Annotated in this window: 19 protein-coding genes and 1 other annotated feature; of the genes, 2 read left to right on the top strand and 17 right to left on the bottom strand. The window is 43.0% G+C overall.

All coding sequences use genetic code 11. The annotated features are described in order from the left end of the window. Nucleotides 1-6: 6 nt before the first annotated feature. The 4 genes from PXH68_RS04470 to trmFO form a co-directional block, all read right to left on the bottom strand. Nucleotides 7-1,011, bottom strand: a complete 1,005-nt coding sequence (locus tag PXH68_RS04470; RefSeq protein ID WP_248027925.1) for a DNA glycosylase AlkZ-like family protein — start codon at nt 1,009-1,011, stop codon at nt 7-9. A gap of 73 nt (nt 1,012-1,084) precedes the next feature. Continuing rightward, the gene (locus PXH68_RS04465; RefSeq protein WP_205030726.1) at nt 1,085-1,363 is read right to left on the bottom strand and encodes a type II toxin-antitoxin system RelE family toxin; all 279 of its coding nucleotides are present in this window, start codon (nt 1,361-1,363) and stop codon (nt 1,085-1,087) included. Continuing rightward, a complete protein-coding gene (relB, locus tag PXH68_RS04460; RefSeq protein ID WP_158454871.1) occupies nt 1,356-1,589 on the bottom strand; it encodes a type II toxin-antitoxin system RelB family antitoxin in 234 nt (77 codons plus the stop codon). The genes PXH68_RS04465 and relB overlap by 8 nt, the downstream gene beginning before the upstream one ends. Before the next feature lie 107 nt (nt 1,590-1,696). Further along, on the bottom strand, nt 1,697-3,031 hold the full coding sequence (gene trmFO / locus PXH68_RS04455; RefSeq protein WP_029173094.1) for a methylenetetrahydrofolate--tRNA-(uracil(54)-C(5))-methyltransferase (FADH(2)-oxidizing) TrmFO: 1,335 nt from the start codon (nt 3,029-3,031) through the stop codon (nt 1,697-1,699). A gap of 268 nt (nt 3,032-3,299) precedes the next feature. Between trmFO and PXH68_RS04450 the strand changes: the two genes are divergently transcribed. Beyond that, nucleotides 3,300-4,169 carry an acyltransferase gene (locus tag PXH68_RS04450; RefSeq protein ID WP_248027927.1) on the top strand — a complete coding sequence of 290 codons (870 nt, stop codon included), beginning with the start codon at nt 3,300-3,302 and terminating at the stop codon, nt 4,167-4,169. A 482-nt stretch (nt 4,170-4,651) separates the two neighbouring features. On the opposite strand, the gene PXH68_RS04445 is transcribed toward PXH68_RS04450, so the two are convergent. From PXH68_RS04445 to PXH68_RS04425, 5 genes are all read right to left on the bottom strand, one after another. Continuing rightward, nucleotides 4,652-5,335 (bottom strand): HAD family hydrolase, encoded by a 684-nt coding sequence (locus tag PXH68_RS04445; RefSeq protein WP_248027929.1) that lies wholly within the window; start codon nt 5,333-5,335, stop codon nt 4,652-4,654. 91 nt (nt 5,336-5,426) lie between these two features. Then, complete coding sequence (topA, locus tag PXH68_RS04440; protein ID WP_248027931.1) at nt 5,427-7,520, bottom strand: type I DNA topoisomerase; 2,094 nt, start codon at nt 7,518-7,520, stop codon at nt 5,427-5,429. A gap of 118 nt (nt 7,521-7,638) precedes the next feature. After that, entirely contained in the window at nt 7,639-8,481 is an 843-nt protein-coding gene (dprA, locus tag PXH68_RS04435) for a DNA-processing protein DprA (RefSeq protein ID WP_248027933.1), read from the bottom strand. A 41-nt stretch (nt 8,482-8,522) separates the two neighbouring features. Further along, the gene (locus PXH68_RS04430) at nt 8,523-9,473 is read right to left on the bottom strand and encodes an ROK family protein (RefSeq protein WP_248027935.1); all 951 of its coding nucleotides are present in this window, start codon (nt 9,471-9,473) and stop codon (nt 8,523-8,525) included. Beyond that, nucleotides 9,451-10,029 (bottom strand): sugar O-acetyltransferase, encoded by a 579-nt coding sequence (locus PXH68_RS04425; RefSeq protein WP_248027936.1) that lies wholly within the window; start codon nt 10,027-10,029, stop codon nt 9,451-9,453. Before PXH68_RS04425 ends, PXH68_RS04430 begins: the two co-directional genes overlap by 23 nt. Nucleotides 10,030-10,164: 135 nt before the next feature. Here PXH68_RS04425 and PXH68_RS04420 point away from each other — a divergent pair, with 135 nt between their 5' ends. Next, a complete protein-coding gene (locus PXH68_RS04420; protein ID WP_205030719.1) occupies nt 10,165-10,476 on the top strand; it encodes a rhodanese-like domain-containing protein in 312 nt (103 codons plus the stop codon). A 38-nt stretch (nt 10,477-10,514) separates the two neighbouring features. On the opposite strand, the gene PXH68_RS04415 is transcribed toward PXH68_RS04420, so the two are convergent. The 8 genes from PXH68_RS04415 to rplJ form a co-directional block, all read right to left on the bottom strand. Next, nucleotides 10,515-11,525: a YdcF family protein gene (locus PXH68_RS04415; protein ID WP_248027938.1), complete on the bottom strand. Its 1,011-nt coding sequence runs from the start codon at nt 11,523-11,525 to the stop codon at nt 10,515-10,517. A gap of 2 nt (nt 11,526-11,527) precedes the next feature. Next, nucleotides 11,528-12,301: a ribonuclease HII gene (locus PXH68_RS04410; protein ID WP_248027941.1), complete on the bottom strand. Its 774-nt coding sequence runs from the start codon at nt 12,299-12,301 to the stop codon at nt 11,528-11,530. After that, a complete protein-coding gene (ylqF, locus tag PXH68_RS04405) occupies nt 12,288-13,139 on the bottom strand; it encodes a ribosome biogenesis GTPase YlqF (protein WP_248027943.1) in 852 nt (283 codons plus the stop codon). Before ylqF ends, PXH68_RS04410 begins: the two co-directional genes overlap by 14 nt. Before the next feature lie 137 nt (nt 13,140-13,276). After that, nucleotides 13,277-13,669: a hypothetical protein gene (locus PXH68_RS04400; RefSeq protein WP_205030715.1), complete on the bottom strand. Its 393-nt coding sequence runs from the start codon at nt 13,667-13,669 to the stop codon at nt 13,277-13,279. 97 nt (nt 13,670-13,766) lie between these two features. Further along, on the bottom strand, nt 13,767-13,922 hold the full coding sequence (locus PXH68_RS04395; RefSeq protein WP_187321593.1) for a hypothetical protein: 156 nt from the start codon (nt 13,920-13,922) through the stop codon (nt 13,767-13,769). Between the two features lie 113 nt (nt 13,923-14,035). Then, entirely contained in the window at nt 14,036-21,112 is a 7,077-nt protein-coding gene (locus tag PXH68_RS04390; RefSeq protein WP_248027945.1) for a discoidin domain-containing protein, read from the bottom strand. 241 nt (nt 21,113-21,353) lie between these two features. Further along, a complete protein-coding gene (gene rplL / locus PXH68_RS04385) occupies nt 21,354-21,719 on the bottom strand; it encodes a 50S ribosomal protein L7/L12 (protein WP_002936483.1) in 366 nt (121 codons plus the stop codon). Nucleotides 21,720-21,788: 69 nt separating this feature from the next. Further along, nucleotides 21,789-22,286, bottom strand: a complete 498-nt coding sequence (rplJ, locus tag PXH68_RS04380) for a 50S ribosomal protein L10 (RefSeq protein ID WP_158454841.1) — start codon at nt 22,284-22,286, stop codon at nt 21,789-21,791. Nucleotides 22,287-22,313: 27 nt separating this feature from the next. Next, nucleotides 22,314-22,448 (bottom strand) — a sequence feature (ribosomal protein L10 leader region). Nucleotides 22,449-22,477 lie beyond the last annotated feature (29 nt).

Below are 22,477 nucleotides of genomic sequence, written 5' to 3'. Positions count from 1 at the left end.
CTCCGTTTATAAGCGTTCCTCGTTGACTTGACGGTAACATTCCAGTTCTTTCTGTTCACGACTGGTCAGATTTTCAAAGATTGCCAGTTCAATCCTGTCCTTATCTCGTCGCCAGGTCGCAACCAAGCGTCCCTTGTAGAAAACAACGGGTTTGACAATGCCTGTCAGTGTATAAATCTGGCGGATATACTTGGGGTCAAAGAAGGGATTGGCTTTCTTTTCATAGCCTAGTAAGAGTTGGTCAAATCCTGCTATGAAGAGGCAGTCAGGCAGTTGAGCTTCTGTCAACTCTCCCAGATAAAAACGTTCTTCCCCAGCCACTTCAAGGGTTTTCAGGTCTAATTGCTTCATCCAATTTAGGACCGTCGATTTATTTTCTTTGAAATAGTAACGGGCATCGGCTAGGCTGACAGGTCCAAAACCTGCAAAATACCGTCGAGCGATTTCCAGCTCTGCTTTTTCCCGAGAAAGTGGCTGAAAGTCTGTCAGACGATGAAAACGCTTGGCTCCGTACTCTTGGTAGACTTCCCCACGCTCGACCATGTAGCGAAAGAGGCCGCCCCAGGCATTAAAGACCTGCTTCTCCTCTTCCTGCGTCATCTTTTTCGCACGGCAAAGGGCCTTGAGCTCCTCGCGGGTCATGGGACCTTGTTCAAGGGTTTCTAAAATCAGCTGGTGATATTTCTGCTTGGTCTGAGGACTAAACCCGTCCCGTCCTTCTGTCTTTAAGTATTCGGTGCTGGCCAGCCGCCCCTCGTGGATATAGAGGGGAATTTCCGACTTGAGATAGGCATGAACCGTTCGCCGAATGGACCACTGGCGTGTCAACTCCTCCTGCCAGCTACCTTCATGAAAATCCTCCGCTGTCATACGGTTACGAAATCCGACATGAACATAGGGCTGAAACTGAGCCTGCAAACCATTGAGATTTTGGCAGATTTGCTGAACAGACTGGGGTTTCAACAGACCTTGTTTCTGCAGAATAATTCCCTTCCAAGTATCGTGGTGCATCGTATTTCTCCTCCGCTCTTCTAATCCCAGTATAACACAAAAGACACCCGAAGGTGTCTGCTATGAAATTATCTCATTTCAACTTCTTATAAATATCGGAGCGATGTCCGACATGGAGATTGAGCAAGACCAATTCTCCTTCATCAACCACAGCAATGATACGATAGTTCCCAACACGGAAGCGGACATAGCCCGCTAAATGACCCGTCAGATACTTTCCAGGAGAACGCGGAAAGTCCACATCCACTAAATGTTTATCAATCCACCTAGCAATCTGCCGACTGGTTCCCTTGTCGAGCTTATCCATATCTTCAAAGAAACTTGGGGCATAGTCCACGCGATACTTAGCCATAGCGCTTCATCATTTCTTCGTGACTATAGGTTTTCTTACTGCTGTCAGCCCACTCTTTGTAGGTTTTTTCTGCCTTGGCAAGATCGTACATATCTTCTAATTTCTCTAAAACAGCTTCTCGAATGAAGTCCGTCTTGGTCATGTGCTGACCAGCAGACACTTCTTCAATCAACTGGACCAAATCTTCATCAAATCGCACTGCAATAGGTTTTGAAAGAGTATGCATATTGACACCTCCGAATGTTTACTCTGTAAACAGTATAACCTGAACTCCCCAAAATGTCAATATTAGCAAAAAGACACCCGAAGGTGTCTGATGGTAGTCTAAATATCTTAGTAAGCCAAAAACTCTTCCAAGTCCTTAAGGGAACGCTCTGCTATTGCCTCATAACGCTCCTTCTTATCGCGGATACGTGGCCCATCCAGCTCCTTGATGATGCCAAAGTTGACATTCATAGGCTGGAAGTGCTTGCTTTCGGTGTGGGTGATGTAGAATGGCAGAGCTCCGATGGCTGTTGTTTGCGGGAAGATGACCGGCTCTTCGCCACGGAAGCGGCGAACAGCGTTGATACCAGCCACTAAGCCAGAGGCGGCAGACTCGACATAGCCTTCTACTCCTGTCATTTGACCTGCAAAGAAAAGATTGGGATTTTTCTTGGTGGCAAAAGTCTGTTCCAATAAGTTTGGCGAATCCATGTAGGAATTGCGGTGCATAACGCCGTAGCGGACAAACTCAGCATTTTCAAGCCCTGGAATCATCTGGAAGACCCGCTTCTGCTCGCCCCACTTAAGGTGAGTCTGGAAGCCAACAATATTGTAAAGGCTACCTGCTGCGTTATCCTGACGGAGCTGGACAACTGCGTAAGGTGTCTTGTATTCGCCATCACGTGGTCCCTTGTAATCTTCTGGATATTCCAGACCAACTGGCTTCATTGGGCCATAGAGCATGGTTTTGATACCACGTTTGGCCATGACTTCAATGGGCATACAGCCTTCAAAGTATTTTTCTTTTTCAAAGGAGTTAAGCGGTGCTTCCTCGGCTGAAATCAAAGCCTCATAGAAAGCGGTAAACTGTTCCTTGTTCATCGGAGCATTGAGATAGGCAGCCTCTCCCTTGTCGTAACGGGACTTAAGATAAACCAAGTCCATGTTAATGGTCGAGCTGTCGACAATCGGTGCTGCCGCATCGTAGAAGTAAAAACCGTCGCCACCGTTGAGGGCGTGAATTTTTTCTGCCAAGGCGTCAGATGTCAAAGGGCCCGTCGCGATAACTGTAATCGCATCTTCAGGAATCTCAGTAATCTCACCACGAATGACTTCAATCAGCGGGTGATTGTGAATCTCATCTGTGACTGCTTGAGAGAAATTCTCACGGTCCATGGCCATGGCACCACCAGCAGGCACACGGTGGGCCTCTCCTGCACGCATGATGATGGAATCCAAGCGACGCATCTCTTCCTTGAGCAGACCGACCGCGTTGGTCAAACTGTCACCACGGAATGAATTGGAACAAACCAACTCAGCAAACTTGTCGGTCTTGTGCTGAGGGGTCGGCTTGACACCCCGCATCTCGTAAAGTTTGACAGGAATGCCACGCTTGGCAATCTGATAAGCAGCTTCTGAGCCAGCCAAGCCAGCTCCGATAACATTAATGTGGGTTTGAGACATGAAACTAATACCTCTAGCCAGAATATCTGACTACTGATTGGGAATGACCCAAAACAGAACCTTTCTAAATTTTTTAACCTATCTAGTATATCAGAAAATAGAGAAAAATGTTATCATTAAAATCCATCCCGTCCCTGTTTTACCAGTTTGTCAAAGTATCAGTAATATGATATGATTTAAATGTAGCTTACGTCTAGAATATCGACTTAATAATAAATGACCATCGCTGCTTTAATTTTTAAAAATAACATTCGATAGGAAAAACAACATGTCAGAAAATTCAATTCGTTTTGTGGGAAATTTTCATTCAATAACTATTCATCCTAGCGCCAAATTGGAGATTGGAAGATGGGTAGAAATGCGAAGTTTTTCGAGTTTAGATGTCTTTCCTGGTGCACAATTAAAATTAGGAGATAGTGTCTTTATCAATGAACATTGTACCATTCGTTGTGCTCATTCCATTAGTATTGGTAGCGGAACAATGATCGGAGATGGTGCTCGAATCTATGATCAAGATCACCTTTATTCTAGTTACCATATTGATCACTGGGGGATCACAAAAGCCAATGTAAGTATTGGAAAAGATTGTTGGATAGGAGCCAATGCAGTCATTACGAAGGGAGTGACAATTGGGGACAATGTAATTATTGGTGCAGGGACAGTAGTCACTAAAGATATTCCTTCCAATAGTACAATACACGGAACTGGCAATATCATAAAGACTCGTTATCAGTCTCCTTATCAAGTTGCGATTCTCACTTTTTCAGATAAAATTGAACATTTATCATACTTATTAGAAGAATTACCAGAAGTTGATTTTCATATCGCTGCTCCAACAAATATATCTGAAACGCTTATGGCTTATAATCGGTTTACTAACTGTCATCTCTATACACGTTTTAGTGGTCCAGAGCGTACAGTTTCTCTTTTACAACAAGTCGGTTGTTATTTAGATATCAACGAGGGAGCCGAGGTTGATAATATTGTTCAGCAAGCTCTATCTCTATCTAAACCGGTTTTTGCATTTAATACGGTAGCGCATCAATCCGATTCTCGTATCAAATATTTTTCAAGTGATTCTCCTGAAAAGATGGTAGATGCCATAAAAGAAACTTTTGGTCTTAAATTCAATGAATAACTTACTAGCATTTATCTCTGATATTTTTTTAGCTTTACACATTGTTCTAATTAATACATGCTAAACCCAAAACATTTCATATCTTAAACTCAGATTAACCATAAAATGAGGAAATGTTGTGTAAAGACAAGTTGATTATCTCAAGTATCCCAATTAAAGACAATTTTTTATCAAAGTTCAAGACCAAAACCATCATTTTTGGTTATAAATAATATTGAATAGTGACGAAATTGAACCGCCCCCCAAAAGTTAGTTTTTTCCGTCTAACTTTTGGGGGGCGGTTCAAAATATCCATCTTTTCAGAATGTTTTTGATATCAAACGCTCTTCTATCGTACTAAGGTTAGTATAGCCAATATTGTCAAAAATACATCCCATTTTATTATAAAATTTAAATGACCAGTCTCCTGTAGTCTTCTTACTAAGATTCAGTTCATCGGAAAGCAGTTTTATCTATCTTGCAGTAGTTAAAAGCTGTAACTGTTACTCTTGCCCATGAGAAGAGACAAGTTCAGAAATATCCTCGATGACTTCAAATTTCCAGCCTAAATCTCGAAAAGCTTGAATCTCCTCTTGCGAGTAAGGAAAGGTATTCAAGAGAATTGCATCCATCCCAAGCTCCTGTGCAATAGCAATGTCCGTCGTCAAATCATTACCAACAAGGACCGCCTCATCCAACTTGACTTGCTGCTCTTCCAAAAGCAATTCCAAAAAAGCAGGCTCTGGTTTTTTTATACGAAAGTCTGATGACATGTAGATTTTTTCCATCAAGCTAGCACAACCTGTCAACTCCATTTCAGCCTGACTGAAGACACGTTGGGCATTGGATAAAATATAGAGCTTGGCTCCAACTGTTTGACCAAAAGTTGTTAAGTCTTGGGGTCTAAGATTAGAGAAACCATCGGTGTCCGATACCGTTAGCAAATTTTGAAATACCTCTTCTAGATCGATTTCGACATGCTGATAAGGACCTGTCTGCAAGAGTCTTGCTTCTTGCTCAGCCGCCAATCGTTGAAAAGCAGAGCGCAACTGTCGCGGACGATAGGAAGCGCCAAAGGCTTGGTAAAGAGCAGCAATCTTTTCCCAGAGTTCCAGTTTTCCCTCATCCGTTTCAATATCGACTAAGGTTCCATAGAAATCAAATATATAATGTTTATAAGCTTTCATATCTTATCACCTCTTCTTTACACTTGTTATTATACTATCTTTCAAGAAAATTTCAACAAAAACTGCCCCTTTTTAGGAGCAGTTGAATAGTTTATTTTACTTTTTCTTCTTCGTAATCTCCATTTGGACAGACAACCTGTTTGCCTCCGCCACGGACCTTCTTCTCTACGAGATAATGGTCACATTTTGGACAGGAACGACCAACTGGCTTGTCCCAAGAAGTGAATTCACATTCAGGATAACGGTCGCAACCGTAGAAGAGACGATTACGTTTGCTCTTGCGCTCGATAACCTGACCTTTTTGACAGTCTGGACAGGTTACGCCGATTTCTTTGGTGATTTGTTTGGTATTACGGCAGTCAGGGAAATTACTACAAGCATAAAATTTACCGTATTTACCTAGCTTGATGACCATTTCATGTCCACAAACCTCACAATCAAAACCAGCTGGCTCATCCTTGATCTGGATTTTTTCCATCTCAGCTTCTGCCTTCTCAAGCTCCACCTTGAAGGATTGGTAAAAGCCATCAATAATTTTTTGCCATTCTTCCTTGCCGATTTCAACATCATCCAATTTCTGTTCCATTTCAGCTGTAAAGGTCACATTGACGATGTCAGGGAAAAACTCAACAATTAATTTATTGACAATTTCTCCCAATTCGGTTGGTTCAAATCGCTTGGCTGCCAGTTTGACATAGTAGCGTTTCTGAATGGTTTCAATGGTTGGTGCATAGGTTGATGGACGACCAACTCCATTTTCTTCCAAGGTCTTGATCAAGGTTGCCTCTGAATAACGAGCTGGTGGTTGTGTAAAGTGCTGCTCTGGATTTGTTGTAGTCCGTACGACAGTATCACCAGCTTCCATATCTGGCAACATCTTGTTTTTATCTGCATCGTTATAAACTGCCATGTAGCCGTCAAACTTAATCTGGCTACCATTCGCTGCGAAGAGCACACCATTTTGACCTAAACGAACACTCATGGTATCAAAAACGGCCGCTGCCATTTGGCTAGCTACAAAGCGGTTCCAAATCAAGGTGTAGAGACGAATTTGGTCCTTATCTAAGTATTTGGCAACAGATTCTGGTGTTAGGTAAACATTAGATGGGCGAATGGCTTCGTGCGCATCCTGGGCACCAGAAGCATTTTTCACCTTACTGCCATGTTTGGAATAGGTAACACCAAATCGTTCTGTAATAAACTCAGCTGCCTGGCTCTGGGCAATTGGGCTGATACGTGTCGAATCGGTACGCATATAGGTTATCAGACCCTGCGAACCACCTGTTCCAAGGCTAACTCCTTCATAAAGTTGCTGGGCAATCATCATGGTTTTACGGGTTCGGAAATTAATCTTATTCGCCGCATCCATCTGTAAGGTTGATGTGGTATAAGGCAGAGGAGCATTTCGCTTGCGTTCCTTACGCTCAACCTGCTCTACCAAGAAATCATTCCCTTGTATGCGAGCCAAGATTTCCTTCACTTGCTCATTGTTTTCAACCTTAACTTTTTTACCATCTAACCCATAGAAGGATGCTTGGAATTTCTTGCTGCCCTTCTTAAAGGCTCCATCAATTGTCCAGTATTCTTCAGGCTTAAACTGGTTGATTTCATTTTCACGATCGATAATCAACTTCAGAGCCACGGATTGCACACGGCCAGCTGACAAACCTTTCTTAACTTTTTTCCATAAAATAGGTGAAATAGAATAGCCTACGATACGGTCTAAGACACGGCGCGCTTGTTGAGCATCAACCAAATCATGGTTAATAGCGCGTGGTTCCTTGAAGGCATTTTTTACAGCATCTTTGGTAATTTCATTGAAGACTACACGGTTTTTGTCTGCTTCGTCCAAGCCCAAGATATGAGCCAAATGCCAAGAAATTGCTTCTCCTTCACGGTCCGGGTCACTCGCCAGAAAGACTTGTTTGGCATTCTTAGCTTCTTTTTTCAGAGAATTAATTAGAGGGCCCTTTCCTCGAATATTGATATACTCTGGGGCATAATTATTTTCAAAATCAATCGACATGCTGGATTTTTTCAAGTCACGAATATGTCCAACAGATGCCACTACTTTGTAGTTCCGTCCCAAATACTTCTCAATCGTTTTTGCCTTGGCAGGCGACTCTACGATGACCAAATTCTTTTTAGGGCTTGCTTTTTTCTTAGTTGCTGTTTTCGTTGCCATTTTAATTCCTTTTGACTAATTTCTAGAATACCTTCTTATAAAACTCTAGGACCTCAAAAAGAATAAACTATTTTTTCTAGCCTGTCAAGATTTTTATTTTCCTATAGGAGAACTTGTTTTATTTTTTTAGTTCATTGATCACGTCAATGCCTGATGTAATGCAGTTTGCCCCTTCTTTTATCAATTGCAAACATCCAAGCCAATTTTGCTCTAAAATACTACCAGGAATAGCAAATACTTCTCGACCTTCTTCCAAGGCTCGTTCGCAAGTAATCAAACTTCCAGACCGTAAGCGAGCTTCTGCAACTACCACCCCCATAGATAGCCCTGCGATGATTCGGTTGCGCTCAGGAAAATGAAATTTCAAGGGCTGGGTTCCTGCGGGATATTCTGATAAAACCAAATGGTGCTTGGATAGATAGTCCTGTAAGGCCTTGTTTTCCTTTGGATAATACTGGTCCAAACCAGAACCAATCACTGCGATGGTCTTTCCACCATTCTTCAAACAAGCCATATGGGCCGCCGTATCAATCCCTCGAGCCAATCCACTGACTATTACAAATTGATTTTGGAGTTCTTTTATGATTTTTTCAGTTGACTTGACCCCTTCTGGGCTAGCTTTTCGAGAGCCGACAATACCAATCTTAGTACGGTTCAACAAACTCAAATCTCCTTGATAAAACAACAAGACAGGGGGATTGTAGATCTGTTTCAATTCTAAGGGATAAGTATCGTCAAGAATTGAAAAGGAAGGAAAACGTTGAAACAGCTTGCGGCATTCCTTGCTATCCAAAGAATGGTAGTTTTCCATGAAAAGACTGGGTTTCTTCAAGTCTAAAATGTGACAGATTGCTTTTAAACTGATCTTTTTAGTAGAATCTTGGTAAGCAGCCAAGAGGCGGTTGAGTTGCAAATTGCTGAGACCAGCCATCTTTAGTTTAAATAGTTCGAAATTGTTCATATGACCTCCTATCTTTTAATTCGCAATAAAAAAAGAAACAGTTAAACTGTCTCTTGAAAATGATAGAATGCTCCCAGTAAATTTGCTTCATTTTGGTAACGGCAGGCTTGAATCTTAAAATTCGGTTGCAGCTGCAAATTCAATTGCTCTGTTGCTACAATCTCATCAAAAGCCTGGTTAATCCCTTCAATCAAACGTTCTTGCTGACTGATTCCTCCACCAATGGCCAGAGTTTCCAGCTGCAACAAAAGACAGAGATTGACAATTAAGTATGCAATTTCCTTGCAGTAGTTTGTAAAACTTTCTTGCAACAACGAATCCTGTCCCGACTCTAACTGATGGAAAACTTCTTTACCGTCTTCCTGCTCCAATGCCAATTGGTGACTGGCTTGGCGAATAAACTGAACTGCAGATCCTGAATTGGCTACCAAGCTTTTGATCCCACGCCAATGAAGGCCCAGAATCTGCCCTAAATCTTGCAACGGCTTGCTCGTTTCCTTCACTTCAACAGTTGCCAAGGGACCATGAAAAAAGTCCTTTCCTGGTAACTGAGCAAGATTGACTAATTGTCCATCTGAAACAAGGGCAAGACCAACTCCTGTTCCTAGAACAAGCACAGCACCACAGTGACAGTTTTTCAAAGTCCCAGTCTTAGCCTCTGCCAGACCAGCGGCATCCGCATCATTCAGAACTTCAACAGGTAACGCAAAAGTTTCCATCAGGCGTTGACCCAAGGGAATATTTCTCAGATAAGGGATTAAGCCCCCTGTTTTGACACTATCGTTTTGAGTGTCGATATTACCTGGGCAAGCAATCGCAAGCCCGCTGACGGAATCCTGATAAGAACTTATGATGCTTTCAAGCGTCTGCCAAAATTCCTCGATAGTTGGAGGAGTCTTCTCCTTTCCTTGTTCCATAATCAGTCCAGTTTGGTCGATAAGTCCGTATTTGATGAAGGTTCCGCCAATATCAATGGCTAGACAATGGTTCATTCTTGCTCCTAATCTCCTTCAAAATCTTTGCTGGATTACCTGCTAAAACAACATTATCTCCGAATGATTTGGTAACGACACTACCTGCACCAACGACAACGTTGTTTCCCAAGGTCACCCCAGGTAAAATTGTCACACCGCCACCAGCCCAGAAGTTATCTCCAATGGTAATTGGGGCGCCGTATTCAACTCCTGAATTACGTTCAATAGGGTCCAAGGGATGCAAGGGTGTCAGCAGCTGCACATTGGGACCTAACATAGCATTTTTCCCGATGGTAATGGGACAAACATCTAGCATAGTGCAGTTAAAATTTGCGTAAAAATCCTCACCCACATGGATATTGCTGCCGTAGTCACAATAGAAATTCGGCTCCATATAGATGCGCTTACCCGTAGTCCCCAACCAGCTTTTCAATTGCTCTGAACGGACTTGACCATCAAGTTCAGCGTTAAATTGCTTCATCTGTAGGCGGGCAAAGGAGCGCATTTCTCTCAACTCGGCATCAGCAGCAATATAAAATTCTCCTGCAATCATCTTTTCTTTTTCTGTTACCATATCTCCATCCTTTAAAGCTATTGATTTACATCTATCCTACACACTCCCCCAATGCCTGTCAAGTCTCAACTTGACAAGTAATATCTCAATTTGGTATTCTTTTTCTAATTTCAAGATGTAAAGGACAAGCATTCCATGACAGTATTCTCACCAGAACTGCACTCCCTTCCCCTAGAGAGCTTAACAGACGTGCTTGAAAATCCACAAGCTGTTCTGCTAGATGTTCGAGATCCAGATGAATTTGTAAGAGGTCACCATCCTCAAGCCATCAATTGCCCACTTACAAGTTTGGACAAATTTCAGGCTGACAAGTCTAGGACCTATTACCTAATCTGCAAGACTGGGAAGAGAAGCCAGCAAGCCAACATCATCCTGTTGGAGCAAGGTTACTCTGCCTACTCCTTCTCTCAAGGTATGGAAGCATGGCAAGGCCCTATCTCTAAATAAAATGATAGCCTCTAGACATATAGCTAGAGGCTGTTTTCTTAAAGCATTAAACTGATAATCATTCCAATCAGATAAAGGATTGACATGATGCTCAAAAATACCAAATGCGTCTTTCGACTCATGACCACATAGCCTACAAATTCCCGAATGAAGGCATTGAGGCTAAAGTAAAATTTTGTCTTTGCTCCGTAGCCGATACACTTGATTTTCAGTTTTCGTGCCAATAGCAGAGCTCTGAAAACGTGATAGTAATTGGTTACAAGGGCAAATCGACTGCCAGGTTTCATCAGGGCATAAGAAAATTTTAAATTTTCCTCAGTGTTAGTTGATTGGTTTTCTATCACAATATCTTCCGCAGGAATGCCCTTTTCCAAGGCATAATGAGCCATGGCCTGTCCCTCTGCCAAGAGTTCATCAGGACCCTGTCCGCCTGACATGATGAGCTTGCTACCAGGATGTTTCTGGTAGATCGCTATGCCTTTATCAATCCGCGAAGCCAAAAGCGATGTTACCTGGTCACCAATCAAGCCAGAACCTAAGACCACTACATAATCGAGCTTTCCTGGGAAGAGATTGACCAAGTTGACAAAGCTAGACGTGGTATAGAGCATGCTGATGATAATCGCATAGGACACCAAAAAACTAACGTAGAGGAACAGCATGATGAAAAAGCTGATGCCTGAAAGGGATTGAACCACAAAGGGAGCGATGAAGAGATAGTAAGTCAGGGCAACCGCCAGTCCCATGGATAGGAAATTATGGAAGCGAACCCCTTCTCTCTTCAAAATCTGAAAGCCATTCAGATAAAGTGTGAAAAGCAAGACAAATGGACCACTTAACAAGGCTAAAAAGAGCACCATAGCCATGTTTATAGCCAGCAAACGTAAGATTTCATTGTTTTCGAGAATGCCTGTTGAGATAATCCATGCCAAAGCCCAGACGAGGATGTTCAAGGCAAACAGTGAGATAAAAATCGACCGCCGTTCCCAGAAATATATGAGAGCAAACAAACCGATAGCCGCTAAAAATAAGCAGAAAAAGACTGTCAAGACTAGTTCCCCCCTGCTAGCATAGACTTAATGGGCTCAAAGGTTTTGCGGTGAATGGGCGTGATGCCTAGCTTGTTCAAGCCTTCCAAATGCTCTGCCGTTCCATAGCCTGCATTTTTGGCGAAGCCGTAGCCTGAGAACTCCTTGTCATAATCCGCCATCATCTTATCTCGCGTCACCTTGGCCACGATAGAGGCCGCTGCGATAGAAAGGCTGTTGGCGTCCCCCTTAATGATAGAGATTTGCGGTATGGAGGTATCCAACTTCATTGCATCTATCAAGAGATGTTCAGGCTCTTGGTTCAGCTTTCCCAAAGCCTCTAACATAGCTAACTTGGTCGCCTCGTAGATGTTGACCTGGTCGATGACAGCTGCATTTTTGACACCTACACTGACTGCCAGCGCCCGCTCCATGACTTCTTGGTAGATTGACTCGTGCTTGGACTTGGGGATTTTCTTGGAGTCGTTGAGGTAGCGGATTTTGCACCCTTTGGGCAAGATAACCGCAGCTGCCACCACAGGACCTGCTAAAGGCCCCCGGCCGACTTCGTCGATACCAGCGATTAACTCTACCCCATTTTCATAAAGGGCTTTTTCGTAGCATAGCATAGCTTCTAAGCGAGTGTCTTCAGCTGCTTCTTTTTCCAGCTCCTTACGGCGTTTCTTGATAGCAGACTGGACCCCTGCTCGCTCATCCTGAGCTAGTTCCAACCAGACAGGGCTGTCTAGACTGTCCACCTGAGCCAGCAGAGCGGTCACTTCCCTAATCGTTGCCATCTAAGTCACTAACCTTATCCAATGTATAAGTGCCCAAACGCCCGTCCCGAACATCCTTGACAAAGAGGTTGTAAAAACGGTCATAATCATCACGGAAGCCCAATTTCTTGGTCCAGTCCATAATGAGTTCAGGCGTTTCCTTCTCCAAATCCATACCCTTGAACCGCTCTTGTAGACGTTCTGGGTAGTTGGCCTTGAAATAGTCCAAACCAAAAATAGTGACCTCGTCCATAGGCAAGAGCTGATCCTTAATGGCTCCTGTCAGAGCCAACTTAAGTCCAACTTCCTGGTCCTCAAATTTAGGCCAGAGAATACCTGGTGTATCAAGGATTTCAAGGTCCTTGTTTGACTTGAGCCACTGTTGACCTTTGGTCACACCTGGTTTGTTGCCGACAACGGCGGTTTTCTTTCCAGCCAGACGATTCATGAGGGTAGATTTTCCAGCGTTTGGAATACCGATAATCATGGTTCGCAAGGTCTCCTTTTGAATCCCTCTTTCGCGGAGGCGTTCAATCTTGTCTTTCATCAGGCTCTTGGCTGCGTCGGTCACTTTTTTCACCGTCGCTTGCTCTTTTGAGTTGATAGCAAGGGTACGAATGCCCTGACCTTCAAAGTAGGTCTGCCATTCTTTGGTACGAATAGGGTCAGCCAAATCGACCTTGTTGAGAATCATGAGCTTGGGCTTGTCGCCAACAATCTTGGTCAGCATAGGATTTTGGCTGGATAGGGGCAGGCGGGCATCGACCAAAATAGTCACGAAATCAACGTGCTTGATGTTCTCCTGCACCTGTCTGCGAGCTTTTGACATGTGGCCTGGAAACCATTGAATAATTGCCATGTAACGTTTTCCTCCTCTTTCACTTGTATTTACATACTTTTTCTTATCTTACTATTATACCATGTTCAAAAGTGAAAAGAAAATATGTTTATCCAATACGAAAAAGCCGCAAATTGCGGCTTAGTATGTAACAATTCCTATGACTCTGTTTCATTTAACAATATATTGATGACGATGTTATCTTTTACAACCACTCGAAAAGCACCGCTTGAAACTGGATAGGTTCCGTTTCCAAGTGCTTTTACCTGTTCTAATAACTTTTCATCTTCTGTTATTTGCCGAATAGGAGCTTCTAAATCGATCTTTTCAATCTTCTCAAGGTAAGCAAGTAGAGCTTCTTCTGAGACAATTAAACCACTTCTCTTTCTAAGTGAATCGGCTCTCTGGCTAAGTGAGTTCAAATCTGCTGCAAGCTTAGCAATTTCCTTGCCCAAGTAGCCTCGTTGATTTCTCAAGGCAGATAATCGTGCTTCCAGCTCCATTCTTCGGTTATCAATGTACTTCAATTCTTTACTATCTTCTTTTTTCATAACTTATCTCCATGTATTCATATATTAACATACCACAAATAAGTTGTAAAGAATTTATGCTTTTCAGAATTGTTACATTATTTTTTCAAAAATAAAATTAGGGTTTGATTTGTTGGTGAATAGCATGAAGGGCTGAAACAGTTGGGTTTAGTAAGCCTAGTCGCCCGTCTGCATTGGACATAATTGATACAATATAGTTCCCCTTTGGAGTATAAACAATACCGCCATCGCTTGCTGAGCGATAACCTGGCAAACCAATCCTATTTCATCTTCTTTTTCATATTTACATCACCTTTCTAAAAATAGTATAACAAGAGTCACTGCCTTATTCAAGTAAAAAGAGAAGGAAATTCCTTCTCTTTCTGTCTATTTCTTTTGTCTGCGTCGACTTGCTAGACCTAGACCTGCTAATAGTCCAACAGTTCCTAAGACAGTCATCGCCATCTGTTCCTGACTTCCTGTGTTTGGAAGTGTTTTGGCATCAGACTTGCTGCCTTCTTTTTGACTGGTTGGCAAGCTAGCTGCGGGCAAGGCTACCTGTTTAGGCGCTTGGTTTGGTACCAAACCACCTTCAAAGGCTGCTGGCCCTTCATTAACTAGACCTGGTCCTTTGGCAGTTTCGACGTAAACAACTCCGTAGATACTGAAGTGTTTTGCAACAAATACTACGGCTGGGAAGCTGGTACCGTCTTCATTTTGAACAAGGGTTTCTGTGAAGGCCAGTGATTCTACGCTGCCATCTTCCTTGTGGTATTGAACGGCTTCAACTTCTTTGTCTGCTTTGATTGGGAGTACAACCAAGGTATCCTTGCTTGGTGCTACTTCCTTGCCTGCTTGATCAAGCAAGACAATATCATAGAAATCAGTATCACGTTCCACAGATTCTGGTAATTCTGTGACAGCTACTTTCACAATCTGGTCGCTTTCACCTGCTTCTAGACGAACACGAATACCAGTAGCTGGATCTACCAAGACCACTTCCTCAGTCAATAGACCTGAGTTAGGGGCTTCTGTTTCTTCAGATGGTGTTGGAGTTTCGCCTGTATTCCCAGTATCTGGTGTTTCTGTTGTACCACCTGTACCTGGTGTCTCGGTTGTGCCACCTGTGCCTGGTGCTTCGGTTGTGCCACCTGTACCTGGTGTCTCGGTTGTGCCACCTGTGTCCGGAGTTTCAGTTGTACCACCTGTATCTGGAGTTGCACTAGTACCTGAGGTGTTCAAAGATGCTAACCAATCTTCAATCAAGCTTGCTACTTCATCAACTGCTGCTTGGTCTGTTCCACCTAGGGCAGCATCCGCAGCCTCAATTAGCCCCTCCAATTCCTGAGTTTGTTTTTCAGTCAGATTTTCCAAGGCTTCTGTTTGAGCCAAGAGATCAGCTAAGGCGCTAGTGTTCAAGGCAACAGGCTTCTCACCTGGATTTGGTACTTCAGTTGTACCACCTGTACCTGGCGCTTCGGTTGTGCCACCTGTACCTGGTGTCTCGGTTGTGCCACCTGTGCCTGGTGCTTCGGTTGTAGCACCTGTATCTTGGCTAGCTGCTTCAAGTTCAGATAGGATGCCTCGAATTTCAGCAGTCGCTTGGTCGATCTCTTCTTGGGAATCTAAAGCCAACAATTCTGATGTTTGTCCAAGGATTTCTGACAAAGGAGCAAAGGATGCAGGTGTATAATTTTCAGCTGAAAGCGCGGCACCACTGGCAAGGACATTTTTCAGGTAGGTAAAGTCTAATGGAACTTCTGCAGTAGGAACCGTCATGATAGATGGTACCAATTCAGCTACAGCTACAACTGTATTGACACTTCCCGTATTCCAATGGGCAGTCTCGCTAGCATAGAAGCGCAAGGCTTTCATTGAAGTTGAGGCAAAGGTAATTTCTTGACCAGTCAAAATAGCTGCATCCAAGTTCTTGGTATTATCTTCATTCCCATTGGTCAAAGCAAGGCGCTGCCAACTTGTGCCATCGGTTGTATATTCTAAGTAGGCTTTCTTAGCATTACCAACAGCATTTGCTACTTGACGACCGTAGTATGTCACCTTATCAACGGTTTGCGCTTGATCGAAGGTCAATTCCAGATATTGCGGCGTGCGTGTATTTGGATTGCTTGGATTCGATGCCCAGTAGGTTGACAAGCTACCATCCGTTGCTGAACCAGCAACAGCATTTTCACCAGCATCATGTGAAGTAGCAGTTTTATTGGTCAAAGCAGAGCGCAAATCACGATCAAATGGAACTGGTGTCAATTCCGTCGCAATTGCTACTGCCGTTTCAAAATCACGTGCCTTATTTTCTAAAATCATGCGATGGATAGTACCGTCAAAACCTTCAGTACCAATTCGAACAGTTGCATAATCCAGCTCTTCATTGATTTTCGCCTTGTCATAAGCTGTCGCATGAAGTACACCATTCACATAGATGCGAAGGCTACCGTTGGTTTGTCGGACAGCTGTAATCGTCACATCCTTGCCAGTTTCTACCAATTGATCTGGTCTGCCCTTGTCGTCTGCTTTCAGGGTTACAAATGGAGCAGATTTGACTTCCAAACCTTTGACATTGAAGACTGCTCGACCTGTTTCATCAACTGAAAGGGTCCAGTTATCTTCTTGGCTAGCCAATACTTGATTCAGGCGGTTCAAATTTGCTTTGACCGTAACTGAAAACTCACCCCGACCCTTGATACCATCATTTTCAATTGGTGTTCCAAGAGATGGGCTACTGCTATTCAAAATTCGACCACCATCATAAGCACGAAGTTGGATCTGTCCAGTTGAAATATTGGCAGTTGCAGCAGCATCTTTGACGCCGGTATAGGATACTGTTACAGACTCACGATCTGATAGATTGCTTGGCAAGGTTAGAAGAACTGTTCTATAGTCGGCCTGAAGTTGAGCTTCAACTACTTGTCCATTCACTTGGAAGCTAGCATTGTCGATAAACACACGCTCATCAAACTGTACTCGAACAGTATTTTGAGCATCTACATTTGCCTTGTAAACTTTAGCGGATTCTGTGTCTGCTGTCTTAGAAAACTCGAAGATAACCGTTTCATAACCATTGAGCGTAATTTCAAATTCTTGACCATAGTTCATCAATTCCGTTGAATTGTGGCGGCTATCACCGAGAACAATCTTACGGTGCATATTGCTCGTACCTTCTAGTACACCAACCAGACGGTCCAAGGTCACACGATAGGTTTGAGTGGTTGGGATTGGGTTACGGATTGATAAAATCCCTTTTTCTTCATCCCAAGCAGAGTAACCATATACTTGACCATGTCCTGGTTTACCACCGTGGAAACGTGCATTTTTCAAGGTTTCAAAGTTTGACTCAATCCAGTTGACAGCTTCACCGTTCACCTGCCACTTCTCTTCATCCATCATGTTGTATGAATAATAGAATTCCCAGAAACCAGTTCCACGAGTGCCTAACATGTAAAGGTATGTTCTCAAATCATCTGTAGAGAAGCGAATTGGCTGACGGAATGCGCCATTTGGACTTTCACGTTTAGCTGTATGGGCTGTGTTCCCATAAACTGGGTCGTGATTATAGATATTGGCAAATGGCAACTGCCACTTCCGCAGATTTACAACCTCTTCATAGCGGTCATCACGATAGGTAATGGCTTCATTTGCATCATTACCGAAATCAAGGTTGGCATATTCCCCTCGTTTAGTATGATCCTGATAGTCAACGTCCGCAGCGTTTTGCATCCAGATGGAGTTCACCCATTGCAAGAACCATGGTGATGGTGGAATATAAGAGGTCAAGTTAATCCACATCTGATCTGGATCTGTGGCGTGTTCGCGAATCGACTCATACAGACTGATCCAACGCTCATGGGCTTCGGTCATAGAGTACATATTTCTAAAGCCGCCACCGATGTAGTTTTCAGGATCCGTATCCGAACGTGGACTCAAGAGCAAACCATCTAGTTTCCAGTAGTTGATATCAAATTTTTCCTCGTAACCAGTGAAGACACCACGCATCCCTTCAACATAACGGTTGTCACCAATATAGACAACGCCACCATGTTTGGAAGCCAAATTTTGTCTTACCAAGTTGTCTGCAAGGGTACCTGGTTGAGAATAACCACCCTGCGGACCAACCCAGAGACCAAAGTTTGATCCAAAACGTTGTGCTTGCTTGCTAGAATCATACAGCTTATTCGGGAATTTTTGGTTAAAGTCCCAAAGAGTCGCCATATCCTGCCAACCATCATCCACTACGAAGGAATGAAGCGGAGCAACGCCACCATTTGTAAAGCCGCGTTCAATTTCATTGAAGGACTCTTGAATATTCTTGGCATTGATGTTGAGCATATGGTCAAACCAAGAATTGTACTGGGTACGGTAATACGTTTTTTGACCAACTTTTTCAATATACTTGTAGAAATCCTGTTGCAATACTTGATAATCATCGGAACGAGCCACACCGATGACCGTATTCCAAGTCCGATAGTAGCCATCCTCTGATTTAGCTTGCTGATCTAGTGATTTTCCAGAATAATACCGTGAAAAGACAACATTATCATCACTAATTGAGTTCCATGCTAGAGGGAAGTTTGCACCTGTATAGAAGGATTTGAGGTAAACAGGCTGTCCTAATCCAGCATAGAAACTATTGTAACCCGCCATCTCAGCAATATTGGCTTGAGGAGGAAGTTTCCAAACTTTTTCATCTCCCTGAAGTTTATAAGACTGGAGGTCAATACTTGCAATCGGGTGATGCGCTTCTTGCCCATCAACTGGTTTCAATTCTAAATATTTTTGAAGGAAGTGAGCATCATTGTGCAATTCAATGACATAACGAACTTGATACTCAGTTCCTTGGTAAGTAAAGTTATTAAACTCTACGATGGTTTTTTGAACACCATCAGCTGTTGACCGTGTGATACCATTGACTTTGACGGTTAAGTTAGCAGTCGATACTTGAGCCTGAGCTTCGTGTCTTGTCAACAACTCTTGGTGCTTAGCACGAATACCAGCCCAATGCGATGTAATCTCAGCTGCAGTCTTATCTGATATATCAAACTCAGCTGCAGAAGCAAAGCGTTGACCATTTTGCGAGCTGATAGCTTCAAATCGAATGGCTTTTGCCTGAATAGCAGTCTCTAACTCGATAATCTGTGGTGTCTTGCTTGTAAAGGTCGCAAAGCTACCTTCTTTAGCCAGTTGGAAAGAACCATTCTCTTCAGTCTTATAATAGAGTTTATAGCCACTGACATCTCCGTTTGTACCATTCTGGCGTGGCACATAGACGAAGGATTTAACTGTTTTCGCCTCAGCAAATCCAAGATCAACTTGGTATGGGAAAGCATTGGTTGGACCAGTTCCGCCTGATCCGTTGTAGTTAGAATGCCAGATTGTATCCAGTTTACCATCTAAGGCAAGTTTGGCAGGACCTTCATCAGTAGCTGTTGCTGTTTTTGCATGTGAATTCGTTGTTACGGTCCAACTATCACGATCATCTGACAAGGCGATGTATTCTGGCAAAGCTGGCGCTGCAAAGGTGATAGTAAATTCTTTGGACTCCGCCGCAAAGGTCAAGCGTTCATTATCGTTGATTTTATTTTCTAAGAACTCTGTTCGAAGACGGCCATTTTCAACCTTCAAGCTTTGTTTGATGAAGTTGTTTTCGATGACAATATCTTGATTTTCAGCAACGGCTACATCAGCTGAACTTTCTGGCTGAGCTTGTGCTGGCGCTTCTGTATTGTCAGATGCCGCTTCACTCGACTCAGAAATCAATTCACCACTATTGATTAACTCTAACAATTCTCTCAATTGTTGCTCTGCAACTGTCAAAGCTGCTTCATCACCACCATCCTGAGCTGCTTGCGCTGCTGTAATGTACTGGAGAGCCAATTCTACAATTTCATCGTTTCCAGCTGTCTCTACCGCAAGTTCAACTTCTGCAATCAAGGCTTCTAAGCCAGTTGCTTCACTTGTAGGTTCAGCTGTAGGTTGATTGCCTGTTTCTTCAGTATTTTCAGCTGTTGGTTGATTGCTTACAGGTGTCTCGTCATTGCTTGGTTGGGATACAACTGGCGTTTCGACTGGTTGCTCAACTGTAGCTTCAGAAACCGTTACTTTAAAGGCCACTGGACGGAACTCACCAGCTGTTACCATCTTATTGCGATTAGCCGTGTTCCAATGCTCCGATTCAATAGCTTGAAGGCGGACATACTGCCCTTCAATTGGTTGAATATGAATGACCTTTGTCTGAGTACCATGAACTAGACTGACGCTATGATCGGCTTCAACAGTACCATAGCCATTGTCAACAGACACAGGTACAATTGGCGTCCAGGTTTGATTGTCAGAACTCACTTCTAATCGCAGACGACGGACATTTCCTGTCACCTGGTCATTTGGATGTTGACGTGGAGTATATTCAATCCATGAAATCAAACCAGATTCGGCAAGTTTCGCAACCAAATATTGAGGATTGCTTGCGGTATTGTGATCACTTGCATTAGCTTCATTGGACTGCCAATAGGTATTTGGATTACTGTCAAAGGCTTTTCCAATAACATCCTGACCATTTTGCGAGGTTGCACTACTATTTTCCTTGTCAATGGCAATCCGTTCAACACTTACTTGTGCAGTTTCTGAGCTTTTCTCAATTTTCAGTGCAACTGGACGAAACTCAGCTGCTGTCACCATCTTATTGCGATTAGCTTCCTGCCAATGTTCTGTTGACAAGGCCTGCAAGCGTACATATTGACCAAGAACAGGAGTGATATTGATCAAGCTAGTTTGTGTACCATGTGTGATGGTTACAGAATGATCCTCGCCAACTGTACCAGCATCATTTGCAACTGAAACAGGAATGATGGGCTCCCAGTTCTGGTTGTCCGAGCTGACAAAAAGTTTCAACTTTTTAATATTGCCCGTTACATCGTTGGCAACAAACTGACGCGGTGTATATTCCACCCAAGAAATCAAACCAGGCTCTGTTAATTTTGCCACCAAATACTGCGGATTAGCTTCTGTATTGACTTGATTTGGATTGTTTTCCGCTGATTGCCAATAGGTCGCTGGATTTCCGTCAAAGGCTTTGTTGACAGTATCTTGACCATTCTGAGAAGTTGCCGTACTGTTGGCTTGATCAATCTGAACAAGCGACACAGAAACAGCAGTCTGCTCTTGGTCTTGGTCACTGGCAACTACTTCTGCTACCGGTGTTTCGGACAATTCTTCGCCATTCACAGAATTGGTTTCTGTAGGTTGGCTTTCTGTTGCTTGATCCGATTCCGCCTGCCCTGCCCCTTCTTCAGCAGATCGACTAGTTGTTTCTAGCTCTGCAGTATTGGCATGAACTTGCTGTACATTGGTCCCAAATAGTAAGCAACCGATAACAACTGAAGCCGCACCGACACTAAAACGACGAATCGAATAACGATAGCGTTTATCGAACAAATCTTTCGAATGTTTACTCATCAAAGATGTTCCTTTCCGTATAAATCATGATTAATAAATTGCTTGCGCCTTAGCTTTACCATACCCTCCTCAATATGTTTTGTTTTATGTAAGCGCTGTACTTTTATTATAAACCAGAGAAAACAAAATAACAATATACTAATATGGTATATTTGGAAAAATTTTCAAGACTGTCCGAAAATTTCAAAAGAAAAAACCTACCACATTAAGTGATAGGTTTTCATTTTGCTTGGAAACTCGATTATTTAAGAGTAACTGAAGCGCCTGCTTCTTCCAATTTAGCTTTGATTTCTTCAGCTTCTGCAGTTGCAACGCCTTCTTTAACCATAGCTGGTGCGCCGTCAACAAGTTCTTTAGCTTCTTTAAGACCAAGACCAGTGATTTCGCGAACAACTTTGATAACGCCAACTTTTTTGTCGCCAGCAGATGTCAATTCAACGTCGAATGAATCTTTAGCTTCTTCAGCAGCACCACCAGCTGCAGCAACAGCTACAGGAGCAGCCGCAGTTACACCAAATTCTTCTTCGATAGCTTTTACAAGGTCGTTAAGCTCAAGGATTGTAGCTTCTTTAATTTCAGCAATAATGTTTTCAATGTTCAATGCCATTGTGATTTCCTCCAAATTTTTTATAAATAAATAATGTTTGTTTGTAGCCTCAGGCTACGGATTGACGCATTAAGCTGCGTCTTCTTTTTCTGCAACTGCTTTGACAGCGTATGCAACGTTGCGTACAGGTGCTTGAAGTACAGAAAGGAGCATAGAAAGCATTCCTTCGCGGTTTGGCAATGTAGCAAGGGCTTCGATTTCTGCTTTAGTAGAAACTTTACCTTCTACTGCACCACCTTTGATTTCAAGAGCATCTGCAGTTTTAGCAAAATCGTAGATAACTTTTGCTGGTGCTACTGCATCTTCGTTTGAGAATGCAACAGCTGATGGTCCTACGAACAATTCAACAAGTCCTTCAAGACCAGCTTTTTCAGCAGCACGGCGCAAGATTGAGTTCTTGATAACTTTGTACTCAATGTTTTCGCCACGCAAGTTACGACGAAGAACAGTATCTTGTTCAACAGTCAAACCACGCGCATCAACTACAACGATAGATGTAGCTGCTTTCATTTGCTCAGCAACAGCGTCCACTAATTCCGCTTTCTTAGCAATAATAGCTTCACTCATTTAGTTTACCTCCGTTTTTATTTTGGGCTAGGCACAAAAAAATCGCACCTAAACCTAGACACGAAAGTACAAATACGTTTATCTCAATAATCGTTTTGTGCCTCGGTAGGATCTTTATGAGTCCAGCTCCCCTACTGTCTTAGGTCAGTTTTTTCAAACCTTATTCATCTTATCATATCTTCTTCGCTATT

This window comes from Streptococcus sp. 29896 (assembly GCF_032594915.1).
GTDB lineage: Bacteria > Bacillota > Bacilli > Lactobacillales > Streptococcaceae > Streptococcus > Streptococcus suivaginalis.
This window is presented reverse-complemented; position numbering and strand designations above follow the sequence as displayed.

Excerpts from the sequence above, each read along its gene's own strand:
- PXH68_RS04470 (WP_248027925.1), bottom strand. The coding sequence starts at position 1,011 with ATGCACCACGATACTTGGAAGGGAATTATTCTGCAGAAACAAGGTCTG.
- PXH68_RS04465 (WP_205030726.1), bottom strand. The coding sequence starts at position 1,363 with ATGGCTAAGTATCGCGTGGACTATGCCCCAAGTTTCTTTGAAGATATG.
- relB (WP_158454871.1), bottom strand. The coding sequence starts at position 1,589 with ATGCATACTCTTTCAAAACCTATTGCAGTGCGATTTGATGAAGATTTG.
- trmFO (WP_029173094.1), bottom strand. The coding sequence starts at position 3,031 with ATGTCTCAAACCCACATTAATGTTATCGGAGCTGGCTTGGCTGGCTCA.
- PXH68_RS04450 (WP_248027927.1), top strand. The coding sequence starts at position 3,300 with ATGTCAGAAAATTCAATTCGTTTTGTGGGAAATTTTCATTCAATAACT.
- PXH68_RS04445 (WP_248027929.1), bottom strand. The coding sequence starts at position 5,335 with ATGAAAGCTTATAAACATTATATATTTGATTTCTATGGAACCTTAGTC.
- topA (WP_248027931.1), bottom strand. The coding sequence starts at position 7,520 with ATGGCAACGAAAACAGCAACTAAGAAAAAAGCAAGCCCTAAAAAGAAT.
- dprA (WP_248027933.1), bottom strand. The coding sequence starts at position 8,481 with ATGAACAATTTCGAACTATTTAAACTAAAGATGGCTGGTCTCAGCAAT.
- PXH68_RS04430 (WP_248027935.1), bottom strand. The coding sequence starts at position 9,473 with ATGAACCATTGTCTAGCCATTGATATTGGCGGAACCTTCATCAAATAC.
- PXH68_RS04425 (WP_248027936.1), bottom strand. The coding sequence starts at position 10,029 with ATGGTAACAGAAAAAGAAAAGATGATTGCAGGAGAATTTTATATTGCT.
- PXH68_RS04420 (WP_205030719.1), top strand. The coding sequence starts at position 10,165 with ATGACAGTATTCTCACCAGAACTGCACTCCCTTCCCCTAGAGAGCTTA.
- PXH68_RS04410 (WP_248027941.1), bottom strand. The coding sequence starts at position 12,301 with ATGGCAACGATTAGGGAAGTGACCGCTCTGCTGGCTCAGGTGGACAGT.
- ylqF (WP_248027943.1), bottom strand. The coding sequence starts at position 13,139 with ATGGCAATTATTCAATGGTTTCCAGGCCACATGTCAAAAGCTCGCAGA.
- PXH68_RS04400 (WP_205030715.1), bottom strand. The coding sequence starts at position 13,669 with ATGAAAAAAGAAGATAGTAAAGAATTGAAGTACATTGATAACCGAAGA.
- PXH68_RS04390 (WP_248027945.1), bottom strand. The coding sequence starts at position 21,112 with ATGAGTAAACATTCGAAAGATTTGTTCGATAAACGCTATCGTTATTCG.
- rplL (WP_002936483.1), bottom strand. The coding sequence starts at position 21,719 with ATGGCATTGAACATTGAAAACATTATTGCTGAAATTAAAGAAGCTACA.
- rplJ (WP_158454841.1), bottom strand. The coding sequence starts at position 22,286 with ATGAGTGAAGCTATTATTGCTAAGAAAGCGGAATTAGTGGACGCTGTT.